This window comes from Psychrobacter sp. YP14, from assembly GCF_003209315.1.
GTDB classification, from domain to species: Bacteria; Pseudomonadota; Gammaproteobacteria; order Pseudomonadales; family Moraxellaceae; genus Psychrobacter; species Psychrobacter raelei.
Window position 1 is genome coordinate 973,161 of record NZ_CP029789.1, and the last position, 19,988, is coordinate 993,148.

Sequence of the window (19,988 nt, forward strand, 5' to 3'; positions counted from 1 at the left end):
AACCGCGGAAACCCTATGGAAATTAACCAATATCAAGAACAAATCAAAGATTTAAGCGAGCGCTCACAGGACATGCGGAGGTATCTTTGACTTCGATGGTAAGTCAGAGCGCCTAGAGGAGGTTAATCTTGAGATGGCGTCGCCAGAGCTTTGGAATGACCCAGAGCGCGCGACCAAAATCAGCAAAGAAAAAAGCCAGCTTGATGCAGTGATTACTACCATTACCGGTCTAGACACTACTCTTGAAGATGCCGCTGCCATGCTTGAGCTGGCGGTAGAGGCCGATGATGAAGGCCTGCTTGAAGAGGTGCAAAATGAGCTTAATGCTGCCCAAGCTTTGGTAGAGGACTTAGAGTTTAAGCGCATGTTCGATGGCGAGATGGATGCCAATAACTGCTTCGTTGATATTCAATCAGGCAGTGGGGGTACCGAGGCGCAAGACTGGGCGGAGATGCTGCTACGCATGTATACCCGTTGGTGTGAGTCACATGGGTTTAAGGTTGAGATTATTGAGGTGTCAGCGGGTAGTGTGGCTGGCGTGAAATCAGCCTCATTTAAAGTCAGCGGTGATTATGCCTTTGGCTGGCTGCGAACCGAGACAGGCGTACATCGCTTGGTGCGCAAATCACCCTTTGATAGCAATAATGGCCGTCATACCTCGTTTGCTGCGGTGTTTGTGTCGCCTGAGATTGATGATGATTTTGAGATTGATATTAATCCGGCTGATTTACGTATTGATACCTATCGCTCAAGTGGGGCAGGTGGTCAACACGTCAACACCACCGACTCTGCGGTGCGTATTACCCACGTACCGACGGGTACCGTGGTGCAGTGTCAAAATGAGCGCAGCCAACACGGCAACAAAGCCACGGCCATGAAGATGCTACGCGCTAAATTGTATGAGCTTGAGATGCAAAAGCGTATGGAGCAGCAGCAAGCCGTTGAAGATAATAAATCTGATGTGGGCTGGGGCAGTCAAATTCGCTCGTATGTGCTTGATGACTCTCGTATTAAAGATTTACGTACTGGTGTTGAGACCTTTAATACCGGTGCAGTACTAGATGGTGATTTGGATCAATTTATTGAAGCGAGCTTAAAAGCAGGTCTGTAGTTATCTAACATTATATAAAGATAAAGCTAAGTATAAAGATAGAACTAAGACCGTTTAATAGGTATGCTATTAAACGGTCTTTTTATTACATTCGCTTTTGGAGTATGACTTGTTTATCCCTAAATCTTTTGCACAACATGATGAGTTTGCTATTCAAGAGTTTATTGCCCAGCATCCTTTGGCAACTATCATTGCGACAACTCCTAATGGCCTTGAGGCCAGTCATGTGCCGATGCAGTGGGTGCAACAGGAGGAAGGTGAGTCTCAATGCCATTATTTGCTAGGGCATATTGCCAAGGTTAATCCACTTAATGATACTGACGTATTGACAACACAATGGTTGGTTGTTTTTCAGGATGCAGGGCATTACATCAGCCCCAATTGGTATCCAAGTAAAGCTGAGACGCACAAGCAAGTACCTACATGGAATTATCGTGCCGTACATATCACGGGTAAACCCCGCAAGCTCACTGACTCAGGCAGTCTGATGACTATTTTAACGCGTTTGACAGAGGTATTTGAGGCAACTGAGATAAAGCCTTGGTCATTAAAAGATGCGCCTGATAAATACATTCAAGGGCTGTGCAAAGCCATAGTGGGTATTAGGATAGATTTTGACCCAGACCATATAAAAGCGCAGTTTAAATTGAGTCAAAATAAGTCGAAAGCAGACAGAGAAGGGGTGATAGCAGGATTAAAGGCCGTAGGGACACCTGAATCACTCAAGATGGCAAGCCTTATTGCGCTAGATTAAAAGGCTTGCAATAAATAAATGGCTGCTCCTTTATATCAAGATATATGATGTGTGAGGCGATTTGGCTTTTGTGCGAGGGACGAGCGCCGAGATAGGCCATTAATCAGTGCCTACCTCTGCCTTGCATATTTCTCAACCGCAAACGTGCGCTATGCTGAGGCCATGCTTTTTGCTCTTTTTTTAATGCCAAACCTACAGCATCGGCTCTAATACCGTTTGTATTCCATACTCTTCAATGGTGCCTGTCACCCAGTCTGCCCTTTGTTTAAGTGCAGGCTGGGCATCTCCCATGGCCACACCAAAACCCACCACATCGAACATCTCTAAGTCATTAAAGCCATCTCCAATGGCCATTGCGTCACTAACATCAATACCAAAGTAATGGCAAACGTCCCGAACCCCGCGCTCTTTTGAAGCTTCAATCGGCAAAATATCACCGCCAATTTTGTGCCAGTGCACCAGCTTTAATCCAAACTCTGCGAAATCCACGTGTTGCATTTTGTCTTTTTTGCTTTCAAAAAAAACCGAGCATTGATAGACCGGATGCGTTTTGTAATAGTCAGGGTCAATGATTGAGCTGGGATTATTGGCAATAAAAGCCCGTATATTCTCGTTATCATTGGCCCAAGCCAAGTGGGTTGCTGAATCAAATTTGTGAATAAGATGGTCTTGGCGACACAATTGATCGATATTACTGGCCTGCTCAAGTGTGAGTGGATAATGACTGATGATGCCGTGCTTATCAAAGCTGTATTGACCATTGGTACAGACAATGGCGTCAAAAATATGTGATTCAAACAGTGCCATAATATCTTTGGGAATGATGGACTTTGAGCGGCCGGTGGCGATGACTAACTTAATATCTGTTTTGGCAAGATCTTCTAAAGTGGCTTTGTTGTGCGGCGCGATGCTCCCATTGCGGCTTAAGGTATCGTCAATATCAAAGAATATAATCTTTGGGATAAATGTAGGCTGAGTGGGCGTTACGTCGGTTGCCAAAATTTGAGTCATGACGGTCCTATTTTTGAGTTATCTGTTTTATCAGGTATCTGTATTTTTACGAATTTACGAACATGGCGGTATCAATTTGTTGTCTATGCTGGTGCACAAGCCACCGAGCAACAACTTATTGTACTTAAGTATATGCAAGAGTATACGCAAGTATAGACACAGTAATTTTTCATAGCAACCATATAGAGAAATAGAGGATTGAACAGCAGAGGATTACAAATCAAAGGCTGATGACGGGCTTTTGTACAGTCAAGGTTATAGACAATTTTTGTAGATGATTTTAAACTTATTTGTGTTTCATCTAAAATATACACGGTAAAAATCATTTATTTGGAGAAGTAGATGCCCGCTTTCGCTTGGGTTTGTGTTGTCATAGGTTTTATTATTCTATGGTTTTATGGTATTCAGCTTATCATTATCGCGTTTAGAGAGTCGATAGCGTGGGGCCTGATGTATTTATTTATGCCTTTTGCTAACCTTTATTATGTGATTAGCCGCTGGGATAAATGTAAATCTCCTTTTTTAAAGTCGCTGTTGGCCTTGCCTTTTATTATTCTAGGTTTTTATTTGCTCAATACCAGTATAGCTGGCCCAGGCTATGAAATGATTGACGGTCTAACTCAGCTCTAAGCGCTTAAAGTGGTGACAACCTCAGTGGCTCGCCTGTATATAAGGTATAATCAATAACACACTCATTTTTAGCAAGTTTTTAGCCAATGGCTTGCCGCTGCAAGGGCGGCTATTGAGCGTTATTCATCCCCACTAAGGCCCATTTATGATTAATACAAAAATATATCGCGCAATTTATAATTTAGCTGAAGACTTATTAGAGGCCGATAGCAAAAACGATCAAGCCCGCTTTGATAAGCTGTATGCTGAGCTTAAAGCCATTTGTGACGACAATGAAAATAGCGATAAAGACCATCCGGAGCAGTGGGAAACGTTGGCGGACTTTACCGCCGATCTGGATCAGGCATTGGTCATCTATGACAAAGCCTTGGCCAAAGCCACTGCCATTAATTCCAAAGATCATATGTCCTCCATCGCTTTTTCGATGGCAGAGCTGCAGTTAGAATTGGGTCAGACTGAGGCGGCTATTAAGAGTCTAAAGCAGGCCAAAATTACGGCCAATAAAATTGAAGACAAAGAATTTAAGCAAGAGATTGATACGCTGCTGACCAAGTTGTTAACTCATTAATTTGTTAGATCGATAAGGATGTACCTTGGACTGCTTAAACTTCCCCGCTATTGCTAATATCGATAATCCTCAATTGGCAGCTGATCTACAGCAGCTTCTGGATAACAAAACCAAGCCACTTGGTGCACTGGGCCGGCTAGAAACGCTAGCGCTAAAAATCGGGCTTATCCAAGGGACAACGCAGCCAAAGATTGTTAGCCCGCACATTCGAGTGTTCGCCGCTGATCATGGGTTAACCAAACATGGTACCTCGGCTTTCCCTAGTGAGGTAACGGCGCAAATGGTGCTCAATTTCTTAAAAGGGGGCGCGGCAATTAATGTGCTGGCTCGTCAGCATAATATTGAGCTCAAGGTGGTCGATGCGGGCGTGGCCAGTAACTTTGCTGAATATGGGGTAGACCATCATCCGCAGCTTTTGGATTACAAAGTGCGCCTGGGGAGTCGTGATGCGCTCACTGAACCGGCCATGAATAGTGAAGAATGTATCGAAGCGCTTAAGGCAGGTATGCAGGTTGCCAAGTCTCTGAAAGGTAATCTGTTTATTGCAGGTGAGATGGGTATCGGTAATACCTCAGCGGCAAGCTTACTGCTCGCCAAGTTAGAAGATATACCTATTGCCCAGTGTGTTGGCCGTGGTACGGGACTTGATGATGCTGGCTTACAGCACAAAGTTGACGTGCTAAGCCAAGTATTGCAGCGTTATGAGCACGTGACCACGCCACTTGAAGTGTTGGCGGCTGTGGGCGGGCTTGAGATTGCCATGATGGCCGGCGCCTTTATCCAAGCGGCCAGTGACCGACGTATTTTATTAATAGATGGTTTTATTGCCAGCAGTGCGCTACTGGTCGCAGAGCGTTTGGTACCCGGTGTGGCCCAATTTGCGATATTTGCCCATCAGTCGGTAGAGCCTGGCCACAGCAGGATGTTGGCGGCGCTAGATGCTGAGCCCCTACTGGGCTTTGAGTTGCGATTGGGCGAGGGCAGTGGTGCGGCGCTGGCGTATCCTTTATTGCAATCAGCGTGCGCCATTATCAATGAGATGGCAAGCTTTAGTGATGCGGGGATTAGTACGCAAAGTGAGCCAGGTTCACAAGCCAATATAGCCGCAGTTGTGGCCACTAATGATGGGCAATAACGCCAATGTCTATTAAGCACGAGTGGCGCTTATTACAGGTTGCTACTCAGTTTTTGACCCGCATTCCTGTAAAAATGGATGATTATCAGCCTGACTGGTTACATCAAAGCAGCCGTCATTTTTCGGGTGTCGGGCTATTGGTGGGCATACTTTGCGCCGCTGTGTTTTGGGCAGTGAGCTTGGGGTTTCCCCCTTTGGTAGCAGCCATCGCCAGTACCACCTTTGGCATTAAACTGACGGGCGCTTTTCATGAAGATGGGCTGGCGGATACTTGTGATGGGCTTGGCGGCGGGCTTACTCGAGAACGCACCTTAACCATTATGAAAGACTCTCGTCTTGGTACTTATGGCACCCTAGGCTTGGTGTGTGCTTTGTTATTAAAAGTGAGTCTGCTTGCGGCAATGCCGGTTATGACAGCCGTGGTGGCTTTGATTGTCGCCCACAGTGCCTCGCGGCTGTTGTGCACCTCGCTGATAGTGCTGCTGCCTTATGGCGGTGAAATAGAGCATGCCAAGGCCAAGCCCATGGCGCAGCAAATGACATTTAAGCAGTGGCTGGCAAGTGCGCTGTGGCTGATACTTATTGGTCTGCTACTGCCTTTGTTGCTGCCACAAGCTATGCACAGTATCAGCTTAAAGCAATGGGTGCTGGCATTCATATTTGCCCTACTTGGGGTGACCCATATGTACCGTTTGCTTAAAAGACGCTTGCAAGGCTATACCGGTGATGGATTAGGAGCCACTCAGCAAATCACTGAGATTGCTATTTATGCTGGTCTAGCGGCCAATTTTACCGGATAGATGTTTCTCTTATGCAATTATACATCTGGCGCCATCCTAAACCAAAGCAGGTGCAAGGGCTGTGCTTTGGTCAACATGAGGTTATGGTTGATAGGCGCAAATTAAAGCGACTGGCGCATCAAATTCTGCGCTTTGTTAGAGTCAATCAATTGCCTAAGCGAATTTGGGTGAGCCCCTTACAGCGCTCCAAGCAAGTGGGTGAGTATTTAGCAGCACAAGGCTTTGAATGTCATGTCGATGCTCAACTGCTCGAGACCCATTTTGGTGCTTGGGAAGGTAGGCTTTGGTCAGACATTAGCAAAGATGAGATTGATCAGTGGTGTGAGCATTTTGCGGATTTTACACCCCCAGGCGGTGAGAGCCTACGCCAGTTATTTGAGCGAGTGGCGGCTTGGATTGAGCAGCAAAAGCAGACCCAAGCTGAGCTGAATATTGATGCTGCTACTACTCATGCTAGGCTTAGTCCCAAACACCAGGTAGTCACGCACCAGACAGTCTTGCATCAGGCAGTCTTGCATCAGGCAGTCTTAGTCGTGGGGCATGCTGGCTGGATTAGTAGCGCAAAATTTATTCAACAAGGTCAACAGCCGCCTACTCAAGCAGCACACTGGCCGCGGTCTGTCGGTCACGGCCAATTGAGCTGTTTTAAGTTTTAACCTTGACGGCGCATTTGAGGTTGTGGGTTTTGTGCCTCAATTTGCTCTTCGATAAAGTGAGTGTCTGCATGATGCTCAATGTGATGTTCAATGCGGGTTTTTACTAAGGCAAACCAGTAAGCCGGCCATTTTTGATTGGGTTTGATATTGTTCACAATAAGAGCCACGACAATGAGCGCTACAGAGCCTGCCAAGACGGGCATGATTAAAAAGCCCCAGTCATAATGCGTGGTTTGCGCGGTCAATAGCACCACTAAGGTGGTGGCGCCAGCAGGGGGATGGATGCATTTAAAATAGTGCATCAATGAGATCGATAAGCCAACGGCGAAGGCAATGGCAAAGATAGAGGTGCCAATATATTTTAAGAATACCAATCCCACAAAGGCTGCAATCAAATGACCAAATATGACGTTACGCGGCTTGGCCAAGGGGGAGTGAGAGACAGCAAAGAGTAAGACGCAGGTGGCACCAAAGGGGGCCATAATCATTAGGTTGCCGGTATATTGGGTAAGTAACAATAGGATTAAAATCCCTAAGGTGCCGCCTATTAATGAGCGTAATAAATCTATGGCACTGGCATTTTCAGGTAGTTTTTCGGCCCTATCAAATAAAAAATGCATACACACCCCTAAAACAAACATCATGCGCTAAGCTTTTAATTAAAACGCTTTCAAATTGAAATATTTTCAGATTAAAAAATTTCATCGTAATAGGTATAACCTGAAATATTTTTAACCGGGTGGAAAATATTAGCACAACACATCAAGGCGCAGTAGATGGATAAATATGCCTTAATGGGAGCATAAAAGTCACTTATGGAATAATAATGGACACACAGGCAGCATAGCGCTGCTTTTTTTTGTTATTATTTCAGCCTGAAAATGGGTATAAAAATAGGGCAGATAGCTGCGTGCATGGCTCAAAATATTGAGATTTTTATTGGCTTATGAGCATATGCTTTTTATCCAAAAGCCGAGGCGCGACTATCTATTTAATGCCTAAACAAGCAACAGCGGTCTTAGATTAAGGTCTAAGACCGCTGTTTTTGCCGGTTATAAAGAACACTAAGGAGCAGTATGGAGATTTACGCCACCGCACTAACTTTGTTTTTGATTATGGATCCATTGGGGAATATTCCCATTTTCTTATCGGTACTTGATAAGGTGCCAGAGCAAAGGCGCAGATTTATTATTATCAGAGAGTTACTGATAGCCTTAGTGCTTATGGTCCTGTTCTTATTTGCAGGTGGCAGTATTCTACATACCTTGGGGCTTAGTACTGAAGCGGTTGCTATTGGTGGCGGTTTGGTGATGATGATTATCGCCATTCGTATGATTTTTCCGAACCGTGGTTCAGTCATGGGCGATGAAGATGACGTAGACGGTGAGCCATTTATTGTGCCTTTGGCCATTCCCTTAATTGCTGGGCCTTCTATTTTGGCCACGCTGATTTTATTGACTGAAAAAAACCCAGAGAGTATCCCGAAGGCGTTAGTGGCCCTACTTTTGGCATGGTTTGTCTCGGCAGTTATCTTGTTCTTTTCAACCAAGCTGTACAAAGTGCTGGGTAATCGTGGTCTAAAAGCCATTGAGCGCTTGATGGGGATGATTCTAATCTCAATTTCGGTACAGATGTTATTAAATGGCTTTGCGTCATTTATGAACTAGTTGATAACCAGCATTTATGAACTAACTGAGAGTCAGTTAAATATCAGTTAAATAAAAGCCTCGCTAATACTCATTAGCGAGGTTTTTTTATTAGAGAGCTGATTGTCGGTATGACCGTCTCACGCTCTGTCTCTATAAATATAAGACCGAACTTTAAGCCAAGTTCGTTGACTTCACCTGACCATTTATCACAATCATCTCTATTGGGTTTAACCCCATTTGATAGGCAAGGTCAGCAGGGCGTTCGATATCCCATAAGGTTAAGTCGGCATCTAGACCGATTTCAAGACGGCCTTTGTTGTCTAAGCCTAATGCTTTAGCAGCATGCGTAGTAATCCCTGCTAATGCCTGTTCTGGTGTCATGCTAAATAACGTGCAGCCCATGTTAAGCGTCATTAGTAGCGACGTTAAGGGTGAGGTACCTGGATTACAGTCTGTTGAGAGTGCAATTGCCACATTGTGTTTGTACAGCGCATCCATAGGCGGCAGCTGGGTTTCTTTTAGAGTATAAAACGCACCAGGTAGCAATACTGCGACTACGTCATGCTCGGCCATCTTCTGTACATTTTGTTCAGATAAATACTCAAGATGGTCAGACGATAAGCCATTATAATCAGCAACCAAGCCGCTACCATCCATATCGCTGAGCTGCTCAGCATGTAATTTAACCGGTAGGTTTAACGATTTGGCCACATCAAATACTTTACGCATTTGTTCAGTGGTAAAGCCGATATTTTCAACAAAACCATCGACCGCATCGACTAAGCCCTCGTTATGCAAAATAGGCAGCCACTCACACACCGCATCAATGTACTCATCAGAGCCGTTTTCTTTGTCTTTATACTCAGTCGGTAAGGCGTGAGCAGCAAGATAGGTCGTCTTGACTGTAATGTTGTAATCTTCCCCTAATTGACGAGCCACTTGCAGCATTTTGCGCTCAGTATCCAAATCAAGGCCATAGCCTGATTTAATTTCAATCGTGGTCACACCCTCAGCAAGCAGTGCTTGCAAGCGGCGTTCGGTTTGGGCATACAAGGTATCAAAGTCTGCCTCACGAGTGGCGGTGACGGTCGCCACAATACCGCCGCCATTGTCAGCGATTTGTTTGTAGCTGACACCTTGCAGGCGTGCTTCAAATTCATTGCTGCGGTTGCCGCCGTATACCAGATGCGTATGGCAGTCGATAAGACCAGGCAATAACCATTGGCGATTGGCATAAATGATTTTGTCATCAGCATCGGGCTGCATAATGGCGTGATGATAAGCTGTGCTGTTTAAGGCACTTTGACTGTCACCAATCCAGCTGATTTTGCCCTCTTTAATTGTTAACGCACCATCTATGATTTGACCATAAGGGCTGTGCGGTTTTGATGACTCTGATGGCTCAGCGTTGGCCACTGCCAATGCTCTATCAAAACCATATTGCTCTGAAAACGTGGCAATATTGGCATGTAAAATCAGGGTATCAAAATCTTCTGGAAAATCTTTAATCATTGAGGATGTCATGTGAGACTCCAAATGGATAAATGGATAAATGGATAAATGGGTTTGTATACGACTTATTAAGTGGTAGGCAATAGCAAATGATGTTGAATCATCAGCGCCAACAGACGTGCTGTTACTTTACAGCTGCGAGCATCAATGTCATAAGTGGGGTTTATTTCAGCAAAATCAGCCATTTTTACTTTACCGCTTGCAAATATCACCTCAAGGCAGCGTTCGGCAAAGTCAAGAGAGATGCCTTTGGCCGCAGGGGCGCTCACGCCAGGCACGATGCTGGCAGGGAAGGCGTCCATATCAATGGTGACGTATAGCACATCGACTTGATCGATGAACTGCTTAAGCTGCTTATCAATTGTCTCCCAGCTGTCTCGTGCACAGGTGTCATCGCTAATAATAGTCACACCAAGCTCATCGGCTCTGTCAAATAAAGCCGCGGTATTAGAAAACTGACTGATGCCAATAGCGCAGTAATAAAAGGGCTGTCCATGTGCTTGATTGTGTTCAGCAATTTGGCGAAACGGTGTCCCAGAGGTGCCGTTTGGTGCATTGCGAATATCTAAATGCGCATCAACGTTAATAATACCAATCTTAGGGCTGTTTGACTCAGACTGACCATTTAATGCCTGCCATAATCCCATATAACTGGCATAAGCAATGGCATGCCCTCCGCCCAAACCTATGGCTAGGCTGCCTTGATTGATAATCTTGGCAACCTGCTCACTATACTTGGCTTGCGTTTGCTCAAGCACATCAGGCATTAAGCTGTCGTTATCATGACAGACAATGTCACCAGCATCAGCCAGTAATGTACCATAGTCAGCCTTGCTAAATTTGTCTTGCAGCACAGGCGTGATAGGCAGCTTAGCAAAGGCTTGACGAATGGCAGGCGGCGCATGGCGAGCACCGACACGGCCTAAATTACGGCGCACACCTTGATCGCAAGCAAAACCCACTAAGGTGACCTTTGAGTGATGCTCACTCTTATCGGCTGCTTGACTGGGCGCCACGACTTGATACCAGTATAGTGCCCGCTGTGACTCGTCTGGCTCAGCACGTCCGGTCCAAAGACTAGTATCAAAAGGTATATGCTCGGCACCAAGCTTAACATCATCAGTGCTAGGGTATGAGGTCGACATAATCAGTACTCGCAAAAGTCAGTATTAGGGTTAAAGCAGTGGTTGCTAACACGCTTTATTCTTGCAAAAACCAATCTGCTCTTAGCTCAGACCAGTGCTCATTGAGCGCAGCAGACAACACCAGTTGTTTGGCCGCTTCGATATCAGGGGCAAGATAGCGGTCTTTATCATAAAAGCTTACTTTTTCACGCAGTAGGGCATGTGCTTTGGTCAACAGCTTAGAGGTTTGCAGCCCTTTATGAAAATCAATTCCTTGTCCAGCGGCTAATAGCTCGATGCCGACAATGGTTGCGGTATTTTGTGCCATGTCATATAGACGGCGACCAGCAAAGGTGGCCATAGACACATGGTCTTCTTGGTTGGCAGAGGTCGGAATGCTGTCGACGCTGGCAGGATGGGCCAAAGATTTGTTCTCTGACGCTAAGGCAGCAGCGGTCACATGCGCAATCATAAAGCCTGAGTTGACGCCTGGGTTATCGACTAAGAAGGGCGGCAGGCCGCCATTTAAGGTGGCATCGATTAATAGTGCCACACGGCGCTCAGACATCGAGCCAATTTCAGCAATGGCAAGTGCCAAAGTATCTGCGGCAAAGGCAACTGGCTCGGCGTGGAAGTTACCGCCTGAAATGGCAACTGGTCCATCTTCATTTCTAAAGATTAGCGGGTTATCGGTGACCGCATTGGCTTCGATAAGTAGCGTATTACCTGCCTGATTAATAATATCTAGACACGCACCAACCACTTGTGGTTGGCAACGAAGACAGTAGGGATCTTGTACACGGTCGTCATTCTCGGTATGTGAGGCACGAATTTCACTGCCAGCGATTAATCGGCGGTGTGCTTTGGCAACTTGGATTTGGCCGTGGTGGCCACGCACCTCATGGATACGGGCATCAAAGGGTGAGTCTGAGCCACGCGCCGCATCAACCGATAACGCCCCAACCACAGTGGCTGTAGCGACCAGATCACGGGCCAAGAAATAACCACGTAAGGTCAGCGCAGTCGATACTTGGGTGCCGTTAATCAAGGCCAAGCCCTCTTTGGCTGCTAACGTGACAGGCTCAAGGCCTGCTTGTGCCAGTGCGTCTTTGGCAGACATCTCTTTGCCATTGATATAACACGTTCCTTGACCGAGTAGGGTCAAAGTCATGTGCGATAACGGGGCCAAATCGCCTGACGCGCCCACTGAACCTTTAGCAGGAATGTGTGGAATAATATCGTGATTGATTAGACCGATTAAGCCATCAATCACCTCACGGCGCACGCCAGAGAAGCCTTGGGCTAAACTTGCAACCTTCATGACCATAATCAGACGTACTACACCATCTTCTAAGCGCTCACCGGTGCCAACAGAGTGCGACACAATTAAGTTATATTGCAATAAGCCCAATTCATCATCACTGATACGCGTTTTGGCCAACAGACCAAAGCCAGTATTGATACCATAAGCACTTTTATCACGCGCAATAATCTCTTTAACACAGTCATGTGACGCATCTATGTCTTTGTATGCACTGTCATCAAGACTGACTTGTACCGGTGAATCATAAACCTGACGCAGCTGAGCAAAAGTAAGCTTACGTGGGGTGAGGCTTAGGGTTTGAGTGGAGGGCATGAGAAAATCCTTTATAAATTGTTATCGCTTGGCATTAATACCAAGCTTTATTTTTTATTTATTTTGCAAGACAAATTAGTTTTAGGTCATCTAAATACAAGGAGTTGGCCTAAATTACGCAGGGAAGCTTAGCGCATTATGGTCATGCATGCTGTGTTACAGTTTAAGCTATCCATCCGGCAGCAATAGCAATATGAGCAAAGGCAGCAGCCAATAAGATGCTTAAAATAGTTCTCTGAAGCCAAATGATGAGCATTTTTGGGATAGATAACGGAATTTTTGTCGCCAATATACAAGGAATCATCGCTGAAAAGAACAACACACTACTAATAGAGACCACACCGGCAACGTAGCGGGTTATCACATCTGTCTCGCTAAGTAGTAATGCCGGTAAGAACATTTCAGCTAAGCCGGCTGATATGCCTTTGGCCGCAAGCAAAGGATCAGGCAAACCGCCAACCAAAGTAAATGGATACAACAATAAGCCTAATACCTCAAAGACTGGAGTATATTTATCTAATAGTAAGCCGGCTAATCCCACAGCAATAATAGAGGGGACAATAGCGGCGGCCATCTCTAAGCCATCTTTAAAGTTTGACCAAAATATCTTGGGGATATTGCTTGAGCGTCTTGAGGTTTGAATGCCTAATTCAAGGGCTGCACTTAAGCGGTTTTCCTTAATATCTACGACAGCTTGCGCCGAAGGGTCAGCATCATCATTACGCTCTTGGCTAATGGGTGGAATACGGGCGGTAATGGCAGTGACTATGAAGGTAATGACCAAGGTAGACCAAAAAAATAGGTTCCAAAGCTCCATTAAGCCTAAGGTTTTAGCCACAATTACCATAAAGGCGGCTGATACGGTTGAAAAGCCGGTGGCAATAATAATGGCTTCACGAGTAGAGTAGTGGCCTTGTAGATAGACGCGGTTAGTGATCAGAAGACCAATTGAGTAGCTGCCCACAAAGGAGGCAACAGCATCAATAGCAGAGGTTCCTGGGGTACGCCAAATGGGCTTCATAATCGGCTGCATTAACACCCCAATCATCTCAAGCAAACCAAAGCCAATCAGTGAGGCTAAAATAAGAGCCCCAATAGGTACAATCATACCCACAGGTAACGCCAACTTCTCAAACAAGAAGGGCATCATGTCTTTTTCCATAATGACATCGGGCGCCATACCCAGTACATACAAGCTGCCTAATATTAATCCAGCAATCTTTGCAGCGCTTAAGATAGCATGTGTCAAGTTTTGCTTATATTTACCAGTGACAATAGGCTTGATGGCGCCATAAGCCATGAGTAAAAATAATAATGCGACTGCAACAGCGTGTAAGTCATTGACCAAATACGAGGCGGCATGATCAAACAAAATGGTGCTTTTATCATTAATGGTAAATGGAATAAAAAATGTAGTAATACCAATAATACTAAAAACAATCAGCTGCAGGATGCCTCGTGACCGAGATAAAATTGGGTCGTCACTGATTAACGAGCCTGGCTGTAATTCTTGCTGATCTACGGTAAACATTTCAACGTTTTTATCGACTTCCATGATGACAAATCCTTGTCTGTAGCAATAAGTTAAAAATTGTTAGACTCACTGGTTTATAAGAAGCTGTTGGTTAGCAGCTTAGCGGCGTAATAACGGACGCTAACCAGAAAGCTTGTTTGCTTAATTTGCATACTTAGTTTTGTATACAGAGGTTTGTATAATTTGTATAAATAGTCGCTTAACTTGCCTATGTCTATAGACAAATTAAGCTTAGAGTATGAAGGCATAGGTCGATAAAAATAGTTATTTAATCATTGGTAGCTTTAAGCCGTAGTCTTTGGCAGTTTTGATGGCAAGCTCATAGCCGGCATCTGCATGACGCATGACACCTGAGCCGCAATCGTTGACCAATACACGGGCCAAACGTTTGGCTGCTGCATCAGTACCATCAGCAACAATCACCATGCCAGAGTGCTGTGAGTAACCCATACCCACGCCGCCGCCATGATGCAGTGACACCCAAGTAGCGCCGCCAGCCACGTTTAGCATACCGTTAAGTAGCGCCCAGTCTGATACCGCATCACTGCCATCTTTCATGCTTTCTGTCTCACGGTTTGGACTGGCCACAGAGCCGGTATCTAAGTGGTCACGGCCAATGACGATGGGGCCTTTTAACTCACCGTTTTTGACCATTTCATTAAAGGCAAGGCCGGCTTTATCACGCTCACCTAAGCCAAGCCAGCAAATACGGGCGGGCAGGCCTTGGAACTTAATACGCTCATTGGCCATATCTAACCAGTTATGCACGTGTTTGTTCTCTGGGAACAGCTCTTTGATTTTTTGATCTGTTTTGTAGATGTCTTCTGGGTCACCAGATAAGGCTACCCAGCGAAAAGGTCCCTTACCTTGACAGAATAACGGACGCACATACGCAGGTACGAAGCCTGGGAAGTTAAAGGCATCTTTGACGCCCTCATCAAAGGCAACTTGGCGAATATTGTTGCCGTAGTCGGTCGCAGGGATACCCATTTGTTGGAAATCAAGTATGGCCTGCACATGAATCGCACAAGACTCTGCTGCTGCTTTGGCCAATCTTGGGTGCTGCGTGTCATCGGCTGCAGCGGCTTTCCACTCCTCTACTGTCCAGCCTGCTGGCAAGTAACCATTAATTAAATCATGTGCTGAGGTTTGGTCAGTGACCAAATCTGGTTTAATGTCGCCATCTTTAGCACGTTTTACCATCTCAGGTAGGATTTCGGCAGCGTTACCAAGTAGTGCAATAGAAACTGCATCACCGGCTGCGGTATGCTTTTTGATGAGCTCGTAAGCGTCATCTAAATCTTTGGCCTGCATATCGACGTAGCCGGTACGCAGACGAAAATCAATGCTGGTTTGCTGACATTCGATGTTTAGAGATACCGCACCGGCAAAAGTGGCTGCCAGTGGCTGAGCGCCGCCCATACCGCCAAGCCCTGCGGTCAAAATCCAGCGACCTTTCCAGTTATCTGGGCTGGCAGTTTCAGCGCCTGCACCGTAATGTTGACGACCGGCTTCTGCGAACGTCTCATAAGTGCCTTGGACAATGCCTTGGGTGCCGATATAAATCCAGCTGCCAGCGGTCATTTGACCGTACATCATCAAGTCTTTACGATCAAGCTCGTTGAAGTGCTCCCACGTTGCCCATTTTGGTACAAGGTTTGAGTTAGCAATCAATACTCGAGGCGCATCTTCATGAGTCTGGAACACACCAACAGGTTTGCCCGATTGAACCAATAAGGTTTGATCATCTTCAAGCTCTTTTAGAGACTCTAAAATTTGATCGTAGCACTCCCAGTTACGAGCAGCACGGCCAATACCACCATATACCACCAAGCTTTTTGGATTTTCGGCAACATCAGGGTGCAAGTTGTTTTGAATCATGCGAAACGGTGCTTCGGTCAGCCAGCTTTTGCAGCTTAACGTTGATCCGGTAGGGGAGGCAATTTCACGGCTTTCATCAGTGCGGGTAAATTTATAGTCAGTCATGGTCAGTCCTTTGGGTCTAGAATAATAGATTTTATATTTTGTATATACAAATTATCAGGAAGGAAAACAGGATGCAAGTTTTTTTTATCGCCAATTTAAGAGTGCCTTTATTTTTATAGTAAAATTTTTTATAACTAAGTTTGTTGTGATTGGCTAAATTGTATTATTATCGCTATATCAATGTTTATGGATGTTCACTCATTGTGATGAGTATTCTTTACTTTCCTTAATAAATAAGTCTTTTATCATGTCAAAAAAGAAAACAATGGTGCCAAAGTCTAATTCAAGAGCGAAGCCTGCCTATCAGCGTATTAAAGACAGCATTTTAAAAAATATTCATTCGGGAAAATGGCAGGCAGGAGAAGCCATTCCGACGGAACACGCTTTAGCAGATAAATTTTCTGTATCACGAATGACTGTCAATCGTGCGTTAAAGGAGCTTAGTGAGGAGCGAGTATTACATCGCAGACAAGGTTCGGGCACCTTTGTGGCGCAGCAGCAATACAACCATACGGTGGTAGAAGTGCGCAATATCGCCGCTGATATTAAAGCCACAGGCAAGCAGTATAGTGCGCAAGTCATCAGTCAGCGCCGGGTCGCTGCCAGTGAAGTCAGTCCGCGAATCTTGGCATTATTAACCCAGCCGATGCTGGATATCTCTCCGACACCGACCACAGGTCTTGAGCGGCGAGAGGACACCGATCTTATTGATGAGGTAAAGCTGGTACATATCGCCAATGGTAAGCCGCTACAATACGAGGAGCGCTGGGTAGATGCCTCATTAGTGCCGCAATTTATCGAGCAAGACTTCAGTGTGGTCAATACCAGCGACTATCTGATACAGCAGGCCCCACTACAAGGGGGTAGCTATACCATTCGTGCGGTGGCGGCGCCCAAGCCGGTGGCTAAGGCTTTAGATTTGGCAGTGGGTGCCCCTGCATTATTGCTCAGTCGTCAGACTTTCTCAGCCGGCCGCGTGGTTACCTTTGTTAATATGTGGCATGCCGGTGACAGTTATCAGATCTCTGGCACCTTGTAGCTACTTTAGCGTTTGGCTTTGCTGACATTTATATCTGCCAGTGTCAGCTCTTTTAAGCCAAAATAAGTAACGCTTCGGCTGACTTTGACCTTGTGGGTAATCGGGTTAAAGTCGGCCTTTTTTAGTCAAATAAAGCCGTTACTAACCTGTCTATTAGGTTGTAAAAAGTCTGAGGTATAAATAATTTAGCGATACATATAGTCAAAGAGCATATAGTTATGCAATAATAGTATATAAAATTATATAATATATTTCTGTGTAACCTGAGTGGGTTGTATATAATACTTCTTTGATTGGTCTACGAAGGAGATATTAACTGTGTCAAATGCAATCGAACATGAGGCATCCAAACAAGATGACCGTACCAACGTGCTTAACCTAGATACAGGCGAATTAGATACAAGCAAATTAGATATAGCAGCGCTCAAGGCTTCAGCGACCAAAGCCTCAGCCTTACTTAAGTCGTTATCGCATTCAGATCGCTTATTGTTGTTGTGTCAGTTGGTGGAATCAGAAGCTTGTGTGCGTGACTTAGAGCAGGCAACGGGTATTAAGCAGCCCAGTCTATCGCAGCAATTGGGTGTATTGCGTGATAACGGATTGGTGAGTACCCGCCGTGAGGGTAGACAAATTTTTTATAGCATTGCCAGTGAGGATGCGCTGGCCGTCATGCAAGTCTTGTATCAGCGCTTTTGTGCCAAATAAGCACAGCAATGTGCAGATTAAAGCGATATTTTAACGCAAGATATGTCAGTCAAAGCAGTCACCTATACACAACTCAAGCGCACGACTTTAGGAGTATCACATAAAATGCACACGTGGATAGATATGGCAAACTTTACGCCGTGGAGCGCCTTGATTGGCGGTATTATGATTGGTCTGGCAGCGTCTATTCTGATTGTCGGTATTGGTAAAATCATGGGTATGAGCGGTATTTTAAAAGGCAGTTTGGCAAGTCTGCCTAAGTTTAGTTGGCAGTTGATGTTTGTCATTGGGATGGCCATTACCACTTGGCTTTATAGCTCATTTATTGGATTTCCAGAGCTTGAAATGGGGCAACCGCTTTGGAAAATCATAGCGGCAGGATTATTGGTTGGCTTTGGTACACGTCTGGGTTCAGGCTGTACCAGCGGTCATGGTATTTGTGGTATTTCACGTCTGTCAGGTCGCTCAATCACCGCAACCGTACTGTTTTTATTTAGCGGTATTGTCACAGCCACTTTATTTGCGATGGTCTGATAAACCTTGCTTAAGCTATCTAATATCCTCTGTATCGAGATAATAATATGAGCACATCAAATAAAACCACTCCAATGACGTTAATTATCAGCCTATTATCGGGCGCTGTCTTTACCGTCGGGCTTATTGTGTCGGGCATGGTGAATCCAGAGAAGGTGCTTGGGTTCTTACGCCTGTTTCACGGCTGGGATCCGTCACTCGGTCTGGTGATGGGCGGGGGTATTGCCGTTGCCATGCCGACTTTCTTTTATGTCAAATCACGTATCGCTAAAGGTGAGAGGGCGCTCGATAAAGGCAATTTTGATTTGCCCACGGCGACCAAGATTACACCGCAACTGGCTATTGGTAGTCTTATCTTTGGTATCGGCTGGGGTATGCTTGGATTTTGTCCTGCACCGGTATTGGTAACCGCATTTGCTGGTTATATTGAGTCGATGATATTTGTGGTCGCAATGCTGGCAGGCTTTTGGTTACATGCGAAGTTAATCAAAAGCTAGGCGTTAATTAAGTAGTTGTCAATTATCCAACTACAGGCAGCAATTGAATGGTTCTGATAGGGTATGCCCTGTTAGTTAATCATCACTCTGAATAAAAAATATTTACGAATATATTGTTTATGGCTACCCACCAGTAATAGCATTTTTGAGAATAGATTATGATCTTTACGTTCTGCTATTTTAAACTTCCTGACTCTGATAGTTTGCATGCAACAATTCTTCCTAACAGAATAGAAGATGATATGGAAAGTTTAATTGCATCATATTTAGTAGACAATGGAGGGGCTTCTCTAAAATCACATATTGAATATTTGAAAGGATGCTTGAGAGCGCTAGAAAGCCCTTCAACGTATGAGGCTGATATAAGTAGTAATTCTTATTCTGCTGAAATACGTAATGATGGGGTGAGATTAAGTTTTTTATATGATGAATTTCAGAGTATTAAAGTAAGTCGTACTAAACTGCAAGACATTACGAAGGCTTGGATTTTATTTTTAGAAAGAGAGCCCATAGCAGGGTATATAGAAACTATGCGTATTGCTTAAAACTGTTATATCTAACAATTATTAAATTGTTTTGAGCAAGCGAAGCTAAATATGACTTATGCTTTCAACCCTATAATTATCAGATAGATGATTGTATAGCACTCCAAACCCGAATAGGATATTCAGATAAATCTTAAAAAAATGTAGTCATTCTTAAGCTGGAGGGAGTGCTTTCAATTACATTATTATTTTTTGGGATGAATATCCATGTATCAAAACTTACAGCTGTAACATCATCAAAAACCTTTACTATACTTCCAACAGTCGTCTCTATAATCGGGTGTGCTGCATCATTCCAGATAACAAAACAACTATCTGTTAAGGTAAGATTTATTTGATTGCTAATCTCTTCTATACAGCTTAATAGCACTTTTTTCTCAACCTTGTTCCAGTCGATTCCTCCGCTACCACTAGTTCGTATCGGAAATGAGCTAACAAACTGATCCATTACTTTCCTAGACTCATCATCTGCTAACACTCTAACTTCTTTAAGCGCATCTAAAGCTTCGTCGAATAAAACACTCATACAAGTGACCTGTTAAATTGTTTAAGATAATTAAGA

At 44.8% G+C, this 19,988-nt stretch carries 20 protein-coding genes and 1 pseudogene; 13 read left to right on the forward strand and 8 right to left on the reverse strand.

What is annotated here, in order from left to right; genetic code table 11:
• Window positions 1-15: 15 nt before the first annotated feature.
• Window positions 16-1,111, forward strand: a protein-coding gene (gene prfB / locus DLE54_RS04210) for a peptide chain release factor 2 (protein WP_110816354.1) whose coding sequence is annotated in 2 segments (ribosomal slippage) — window positions 16-87 and window positions 89-1,111 — 1,095 coding nt in all. Because the reading frame shifts where the segments join, the coding sequence is not laid out codon by codon here.
• Window positions 1,112-1,220: 109 nt separating this feature from the next.
• Window positions 1,221-1,865, forward strand: coding sequence for an FMN-binding negative transcriptional regulator (locus tag DLE54_RS04215; protein WP_162617730.1), 645 nt, complete (start codon window positions 1,221-1,223; stop codon window positions 1,863-1,865).
• Between the two features lie 192 nt (window positions 1,866-2,057).
• On the opposite strand, the gene DLE54_RS04220 is transcribed toward DLE54_RS04215, so the two are convergent.
• A complete protein-coding gene (locus DLE54_RS04220) occupies window positions 2,058-2,876 on the reverse strand; it encodes a Cof-type HAD-IIB family hydrolase (protein WP_110816356.1) in 819 nt (272 codons plus the stop codon).
• Between the two features lie 342 nt (window positions 2,877-3,218).
• Between DLE54_RS04220 and DLE54_RS04225 the strand changes: the two genes are divergently transcribed.
• From DLE54_RS04225 to DLE54_RS04245, 5 genes are all read left to right on the forward strand, one after another.
• Window positions 3,219-3,506 (forward strand): hypothetical protein, encoded by a 288-nt coding sequence (locus tag DLE54_RS04225; RefSeq protein WP_110816357.1) that lies wholly within the window; start codon window positions 3,219-3,221, stop codon window positions 3,504-3,506.
• Window positions 3,507-3,651: 145 nt separating this feature from the next.
• Window positions 3,652-4,074, forward strand: a complete 423-nt coding sequence (locus DLE54_RS04230) for a tetratricopeptide repeat protein (protein WP_011960115.1) — start codon at window positions 3,652-3,654, stop codon at window positions 4,072-4,074.
• Between the two features lie 25 nt (window positions 4,075-4,099).
• Window positions 4,100-5,209, forward strand: coding sequence for a nicotinate-nucleotide--dimethylbenzimidazole phosphoribosyltransferase (gene cobT / locus DLE54_RS04235; RefSeq protein ID WP_110816358.1), 1,110 nt, complete (start codon window positions 4,100-4,102; stop codon window positions 5,207-5,209).
• Window positions 5,210-5,214: 5 nt separating this feature from the next.
• Window positions 5,215-6,009, forward strand: coding sequence for an adenosylcobinamide-GDP ribazoletransferase (gene cobS, locus DLE54_RS04240; protein WP_110816359.1), 795 nt, complete (start codon window positions 5,215-5,217; stop codon window positions 6,007-6,009).
• An 11-nt stretch (window positions 6,010-6,020) separates the two neighbouring features.
• Window positions 6,021-6,665: a histidine phosphatase family protein gene (locus DLE54_RS04245; RefSeq protein WP_110816360.1), complete on the forward strand. Its 645-nt coding sequence runs from the start codon at window positions 6,021-6,023 to the stop codon at window positions 6,663-6,665.
• A gap of 92 nt (window positions 6,666-6,757) precedes the next feature.
• Here the strand turns inward: DLE54_RS04245 and DLE54_RS04250 are convergent.
• Window positions 6,758-7,285: pseudogene (locus DLE54_RS04250) on the reverse strand (HPP family protein); the annotation flags it as partial.
• 456 nt (window positions 7,286-7,741) lie between these two features.
• Between DLE54_RS04250 and DLE54_RS04255 the strand changes: the two are divergent.
• Window positions 7,742-8,332 carry a YhgN family NAAT transporter gene (locus DLE54_RS04255; protein WP_110816361.1) on the forward strand — a complete coding sequence of 197 codons (591 nt, stop codon included), beginning with the start codon at window positions 7,742-7,744 and terminating at the stop codon, window positions 8,330-8,332.
• Window positions 8,333-8,485: 153 nt separating this feature from the next.
• Here the strand turns inward: DLE54_RS04255 and hutI are convergent, their stop codons facing one another.
• The 5 genes from hutI to hutU form a co-directional block, all read right to left on the reverse strand.
• Window positions 8,486-9,838 (reverse strand): imidazolonepropionase, encoded by a 1,353-nt coding sequence (gene hutI, locus DLE54_RS04260; protein WP_110816362.1) that lies wholly within the window; start codon window positions 9,836-9,838, stop codon window positions 8,486-8,488.
• A 56-nt stretch (window positions 9,839-9,894) separates the two neighbouring features.
• Window positions 9,895-10,971 (reverse strand): formimidoylglutamase, encoded by a 1,077-nt coding sequence (gene hutG, locus DLE54_RS04265; protein ID WP_110816363.1) that lies wholly within the window; start codon window positions 10,969-10,971, stop codon window positions 9,895-9,897.
• A gap of 55 nt (window positions 10,972-11,026) precedes the next feature.
• The gene (gene hutH, locus DLE54_RS04270; protein WP_110816364.1) at window positions 11,027-12,586 is read right to left on the reverse strand and encodes a histidine ammonia-lyase; all 1,560 of its coding nucleotides are present in this window, start codon (window positions 12,584-12,586) and stop codon (window positions 11,027-11,029) included.
• Between the two features lie 163 nt (window positions 12,587-12,749).
• Window positions 12,750-14,141, reverse strand: coding sequence for a YjiH family protein (locus DLE54_RS04275; RefSeq protein WP_197708908.1), 1,392 nt, complete (start codon window positions 14,139-14,141; stop codon window positions 12,750-12,752).
• Window positions 14,142-14,384: 243 nt separating this feature from the next.
• Window positions 14,385-16,106 carry a urocanate hydratase gene (gene hutU, locus DLE54_RS04280; RefSeq protein ID WP_110816365.1) on the reverse strand — a complete coding sequence of 574 codons (1,722 nt, stop codon included), beginning with the start codon at window positions 16,104-16,106 and terminating at the stop codon, window positions 14,385-14,387.
• 247 nt (window positions 16,107-16,353) lie between these two features.
• On the opposite strand from hutU, the gene DLE54_RS04285 reads away from it, so the two are divergent.
• The 5 genes from DLE54_RS04285 to DLE54_RS04305 all read left to right on the forward strand — a co-directional run bounded on the left by DLE54_RS04285 (window position 16,354) and on the right by DLE54_RS04305 (window position 19,426).
• Window positions 16,354-17,145, forward strand: a complete 792-nt coding sequence (locus DLE54_RS04285) for a UTRA domain-containing protein (RefSeq protein ID WP_049750986.1) — start codon at window positions 16,354-16,356, stop codon at window positions 17,143-17,145.
• Window positions 17,146-17,463: 318 nt separating this feature from the next.
• Window positions 17,464-17,850 (forward strand): ArsR/SmtB family transcription factor, encoded by a 387-nt coding sequence (locus DLE54_RS04290; RefSeq protein ID WP_110816366.1) that lies wholly within the window; start codon window positions 17,464-17,466, stop codon window positions 17,848-17,850.
• Window positions 17,851-17,892: 42 nt separating this feature from the next.
• Window positions 17,893-18,384: a YeeE/YedE family protein gene (locus tag DLE54_RS04295; RefSeq protein ID WP_413775367.1), complete on the forward strand. Its 492-nt coding sequence runs from the start codon at window positions 17,893-17,895 to the stop codon at window positions 18,382-18,384.
• A 47-nt stretch (window positions 18,385-18,431) separates the two neighbouring features.
• Window positions 18,432-18,881 (forward strand): DUF6691 family protein, encoded by a 450-nt coding sequence (locus DLE54_RS04300; protein WP_110816368.1) that lies wholly within the window; start codon window positions 18,432-18,434, stop codon window positions 18,879-18,881.
• Between the two features lie 158 nt (window positions 18,882-19,039).
• The gene (locus DLE54_RS04305; protein ID WP_110816369.1) at window positions 19,040-19,426 is read left to right on the forward strand and encodes a DUF5376 family protein; all 387 of its coding nucleotides are present in this window, start codon (window positions 19,040-19,042) and stop codon (window positions 19,424-19,426) included.
• Between the two features lie 133 nt (window positions 19,427-19,559).
• Here DLE54_RS04305 and DLE54_RS04310 read toward each other — a convergent pair whose 3' ends face one another.
• Window positions 19,560-19,952, reverse strand: coding sequence for a hypothetical protein (locus DLE54_RS04310; RefSeq protein ID WP_110816370.1), 393 nt, complete (start codon window positions 19,950-19,952; stop codon window positions 19,560-19,562).
• Between the last annotated feature and the right edge of the window lie 36 nt (window positions 19,953-19,988).

What these genes read in the sequence shown, in the direction of transcription:
- DLE54_RS04220 (WP_110816356.1), bottom strand. Translation starts at nt 2,876, where the DNA reads ATGACTCAAATTTTGGCAACCGACGTAACGCCCACTCAGCCTACATTT.
- DLE54_RS04225 (WP_110816357.1), top strand. Translation starts at nt 3,219, where the DNA reads ATGCCCGCTTTCGCTTGGGTTTGTGTTGTCATAGGTTTTATTATTCTA.
- DLE54_RS04230 (WP_011960115.1), top strand. Translation starts at nt 3,652, where the DNA reads ATGATTAATACAAAAATATATCGCGCAATTTATAATTTAGCTGAAGAC.
- cobS (WP_110816359.1), top strand. Translation starts at nt 5,215, where the DNA reads ATGTCTATTAAGCACGAGTGGCGCTTATTACAGGTTGCTACTCAGTTT.
- DLE54_RS04245 (WP_110816360.1), top strand. Translation starts at nt 6,021, where the DNA reads ATGCAATTATACATCTGGCGCCATCCTAAACCAAAGCAGGTGCAAGGG.
- DLE54_RS04255 (WP_110816361.1), top strand. Translation starts at nt 7,742, where the DNA reads ATGGAGATTTACGCCACCGCACTAACTTTGTTTTTGATTATGGATCCA.
- hutI (WP_110816362.1), bottom strand. Translation starts at nt 9,838, where the DNA reads ATGACATCCTCAATGATTAAAGATTTTCCAGAAGATTTTGATACCCTG.
- hutG (WP_110816363.1), bottom strand. Translation starts at nt 10,971, where the DNA reads ATGTCGACCTCATACCCTAGCACTGATGATGTTAAGCTTGGTGCCGAG.
- hutH (WP_110816364.1), bottom strand. Translation starts at nt 12,586, where the DNA reads ATGCCCTCCACTCAAACCCTAAGCCTCACCCCACGTAAGCTTACTTTT.
- DLE54_RS04275 (WP_197708908.1), bottom strand. Translation starts at nt 14,141, where the DNA reads ATGGAAGTCGATAAAAACGTTGAAATGTTTACCGTAGATCAGCAAGAA.
- hutU (WP_110816365.1), bottom strand. Translation starts at nt 16,106, where the DNA reads ATGACTGACTATAAATTTACCCGCACTGATGAAAGCCGTGAAATTGCC.
- DLE54_RS04285 (WP_049750986.1), top strand. Translation starts at nt 16,354, where the DNA reads ATGTCAAAAAAGAAAACAATGGTGCCAAAGTCTAATTCAAGAGCGAAG.
- DLE54_RS04295 (WP_413775367.1), top strand. Translation starts at nt 17,893, where the DNA reads ATGTCAGTCAAAGCAGTCACCTATACACAACTCAAGCGCACGACTTTA.
- DLE54_RS04300 (WP_110816368.1), top strand. Translation starts at nt 18,432, where the DNA reads ATGAGCACATCAAATAAAACCACTCCAATGACGTTAATTATCAGCCTA.
- DLE54_RS04305 (WP_110816369.1), top strand. Translation starts at nt 19,040, where the DNA reads ATGATCTTTACGTTCTGCTATTTTAAACTTCCTGACTCTGATAGTTTG.
- DLE54_RS04310 (WP_110816370.1), bottom strand. Translation starts at nt 19,952, where the DNA reads ATGAGTGTTTTATTCGACGAAGCTTTAGATGCGCTTAAAGAAGTTAGA.